General features: G+C 61.8%; 4 protein-coding genes. All 4 read right to left on the reverse strand.

Annotated elements, in window-relative coordinates:
- Positions 1 to 25: 25 nt before the first annotated feature.
- Entirely contained in the window at positions 26 to 1,633 is a 1,608-nt protein-coding gene (gene purH, locus ACE04F_RS28800; RefSeq protein ID WP_486111084.1) for a bifunctional phosphoribosylaminoimidazolecarboxamide formyltransferase/IMP cyclohydrolase, read from the reverse strand.
- Between the two features lie 83 nt (positions 1,634 to 1,716).
- Positions 1,717 to 2,037: a DNA-binding transcriptional regulator Fis gene (gene fis / locus ACE04F_RS28805; RefSeq protein WP_025211617.1), complete on the reverse strand. Its 321-nt coding sequence runs from the start codon at positions 2,035 to 2,037 to the stop codon at positions 1,717 to 1,719.
- Positions 2,034 to 3,041: a tRNA dihydrouridine synthase DusB gene (gene dusB / locus ACE04F_RS28810; RefSeq protein ID WP_486111086.1), complete on the reverse strand. Its 1,008-nt coding sequence runs from the start codon at positions 3,039 to 3,041 to the stop codon at positions 2,034 to 2,036. The genes fis and dusB overlap by 4 nt, the downstream gene beginning before the upstream one ends.
- Before the next feature lie 185 nt (positions 3,042 to 3,226).
- On the reverse strand, positions 3,227 to 3,681 hold a 455-nt coding region (locus ACE04F_RS28815), incomplete at its 5' end, for a DUF3426 domain-containing protein (RefSeq protein ID WP_486111088.1).

The following is a 3,681-nucleotide window of genomic DNA, read 5'->3' on the forward strand; positions in this document are numbered from 1 at the left end:
GCTCCCACATTTCGATCGGGTTGGATCAGTGACGGAAGTGGCGCATTCCGGTAAAGACCATCGCGATGCCAGCCTCGTCGGCGGCAGCAATCACTTCGTTGTCACGCATCGAACCGCCCGGCTGGATCACCGCGGTAATGCCGACCTTGGCCGCGTTGTCGATGCCATCGCGGAACGGGAAGAATGCATCGGAGGCCATGACCGCGCCCTGTACCTGCAACCCGGCGTGCTCAGCCTTGATCGCAGCGATGCGCGCCGAGTTGACGCGGCTCATCTGGCCAGCGCCGACGCCGATGGTCTGGCGGTTCTTGGCGTAGACGATGGCGTTGGACTTGACGTACTTGGCGACTTTCCAGGCGAAGATCAGGTCATGGATTTCCTGCTCGCTCGGCGCGCGTTTGGTCACGACTTTGAGGTCTTCGCTGCCGATCATGCCGATATCACGGCTCTGGACCAGCAGGCCGCCATTGACGCGTTTGTAATCCCAGGCCGGCGCACGGTCGGCCGACCACTGACCGCAGGCGAGCAGGCGCACGTTGGCCTTGGCGGCCACAATGGCGCGGGCTTCTTCGCTGACGGAAGGGGCGATGATCACTTCGACGAACTGGCGTTCGACGATGGCCCTGGCGGTCTCGGCGTCCAGCTCGCGGTTGAAGGCGATGATGCCGCCGAACGCCGACTCGGTGTCGGTGGCGTAGGCCAGTTCGTAGGCCTGGCGGATCCCGCCCTCGGCGTCCGGGCTTACTGCGACGCCGCATGGGTTGGCATGCTTGACGATCACGCAGGCTGGCTTGACGAAGCTTTTTACGCATTCCAGCGCGGCGTCGGTGTCAGCCACGTTGTTGAACGACAGCTCCTTGCCTTGCAGTTGGGTCGCGGTGGCGATGCCGACTTCGGCTGGCTTGGCTTCCACGTAGAACGCCGCGCTCTGGTGCGGGTTCTCGCCGTAGCGCATCTCCTGGGCCTTGACGAACTGGGTGTTGAAAGTGCGCGGGAATTCGCTGCGGCCTTCGGTCGACAGGATCTCAGCGGCCTGGTTCACGGTGCCCATGTAGTTGGCGATCATGCCGTCGTAGGCGGCGGTGTGTTCGAAGGCCTTGAGCATCAGGTCGAAGCGCTGGGCGTACGTCAGGCCACCGGCCTTGAGGTTTTCCAGGACGCCGGCGTAGTCGCTGGCATTGACCACGATGGCCACGTCCTTATGATTCTTGGCCGCCGAGCGGACCATGGTCGGGCCGCCGATGTCGATGTTCTCGATGGCGGTCGGCAGGTCGCAGCCGGGCTTGTTGATGGTCGCTTCGAACGGGTAGAGGTTGACCGCCACCAGGTCGATCGGCTTGATGCCATGTTCGTTCATGATGGCGTCGTCAATGCCGCGACGACCGAGGATCCCGCCGTGGATCTTCGGGTGCAGGGTCTTGACCCGACCGTCCATCATTTCCGCGAAGCCGGTATAGTCCGCGACTTCCACTGCGGCGACGCCATTGTCCTGCAGCAGCTTGAAGGTCCCGCCGGTCGAGAGGATCTCGACGCCCAGCTGTTGCAGCTCGCGGGCGAATTCAAGGATCCCGGTCTTGTCGGAGACGCTGATCAAGGCGCGGCGGATCGGCAGGCGGGTGGTCTGGTCGGTCATTTCAATTTCCATCAAAAGCAAGGGAAGTCAGCAAAAAAGGCGACCGTTTTTTACGCGGGCGCCTTTCTGGTTTGATTGAATGCTTACAGCAGATCGTACTGCTTGAGTTTCTTGCGCAGGGTGCCGCGGTTCAGGCCCAGCAGCTCACTGGCCTTGGTCTGGTTGCCCTTGACGTAGTTCATCACGCTTTCGAGCAGTGGTGCCTCGACTTCGGAAAGCACCAGGTTGTACACATCCGTGACGGCAGCGCCCTCAAGGTGGGCGAAATAATTGTGCAGCGCCTTCTCGACGCTCCCGCGAAGGGTCTGGCCTTCTTCGCTGGGCGTGTTGAGGTGCTGTTTCAAATTCACGTTGTCGCTCACGGGTGTTATTCCACTCACTAAAGTCTCGGTCATCATCGTCATGCGGCCACCCCTTCGTCCCCTGTCAGGCTCTTGTAACGTTCGGCGAAGAACGCCTGAACGTCGGCGCATTGTGCTTGCGTACCATCCAAACGATTGAAACGGGCGCGAAACTCCCTGGCGCCCGGCAGGGTTGCGAGATACCAGCCCACATGCTTGCGAGCGATGCGTACGCCCATGACTTCACCATAGAAGGCGTGCAGCGCGGCCAGATGCTCTAGCAGAATACGTTCCACCTCGGACAATTGCGGCGCAGCGAGCTTTTCGCCGGTGCGCAGGAAATGTTCGATCTCACGAAAAATCCATGGCCGCCCCTGGGCGGCCCGGCCGATCAACAGGCCGTCGGCGCCGGTCGCGTCCAGCACGTACCGGGCCTTCTCGGGCGAGTCGACATCGCCGTTGGCAAACACCGGAATCGACACCGCCTGCTTGATCGCGGCAATGGTGTCGTACTCGGCCTCGCCGGTGTACAGGTCGGCACGGGTGCGGCCATGCACCGCCAGCGCCGTGATACCTGCCTGTTCGGCGATCTTTGCCACCGTCAGGCCGTTCTTGTTGTCCCGGTCCCAGCCGGTGCGGATCTTCAGGGTCACCGGCACATCGACTGCGGCGACAACCGCCTGCAGGATCTCGGTGACCAGCGCTTCATCCTTCAACAGCGCCGAGCCTGCGGCCTTGTTACAGACCTTCTTCGCCGGGCAGCCCATGTTGATGTCAATGATCTGCGCCCCCAGCTCGACGTTCGCCCGGGCCGCCTCCGCCAGCATCTGTGCGTCACCACCGGCGATCTGCACCGAGCGGGGCTCGGGATCGCCTTCGTGGATCATGCGCAGACGCGATTTGCGGGTGTTCCACAAACTCATGTCGCTGGAGACCATTTCCGAGACTACGAGACCGGCACCCAATCGTTTGCACAACTGACGAAAGGGCTGATCGGTGACGCCCGCCATCGGGGCGAGGACCAGTCCGTTCTGCAATGTATATGGGCCGATGCGTACCGCCGACATAGGACTTCCCTGAAGTGGGGCCGGATCATGAGACTTCGAAAAAGGGTTGGCATGATACCCGCTCTCGATGACTGGATAAAGGTCGAATTGGATAAAATCTGAACAGCTATTTTGTTATCGCCAGCGGTTTGGTCTGGGTGGGGCGAGTCAGAAAGCTGCCGTCAATCGATCGGCCCTGGCGGGCTTCATTCGGGTGAATGAAAGCTCAGGCTGTAGTTCACCGCTTTCGGCCCCGGGTCGAGGATGTCCAGGGCGATATGGATCGGCGTCTGCGGTGGCATTTCCCCGCGGCCCTCGAGATCGCCGCCCAGATACTCGCCTGGTTTGAAGCGACGGCTGGCAATCAGATGACCGTTGAGGTCGGCAAAACGCAACTCCAGCAGCGGGAACGGCTGGGAGAAGGGCGCGCGGTTGTAGATGATCGCATCCACCACCAGGGCGCCGCTGAATTCCGGGTGGCTGCGCACCACCAGGTTGCTGCTCTTGATCTTGGCGATGTCGACCTTGGACGGGACGTCGCAGCCGATGACCGGGCAGATTTGCAGGAACCACGGGCGGTACTGGTCCTGGCGGGCCAGTTCTTCGAAATGGTAGGCGATGTACTGGCCGGCCAGGGCTGCCGCGCCGAGCACTATCAGCA

The organism is Pseudomonas sp. AGC41 (genome assembly GCF_057334555.1).

Bases quoted from the DNA above. Each gene is read 5' to 3' on its own strand.
- purH (WP_486111084.1), bottom strand. From the start codon at position 1,633: ATGACCGACCAGACCACCCGCCTGCCGATCCGCCGCGCCTTGATCAGC.
- fis (WP_025211617.1), bottom strand. From the start codon at position 2,037: ATGACGATGATGACCGAGACTTTAGTGAGTGGAATAACACCCGTGAGC.
- dusB (WP_486111086.1), bottom strand. From the start codon at position 3,041: ATGTCGGCGGTACGCATCGGCCCATATACATTGCAGAACGGACTGGTC.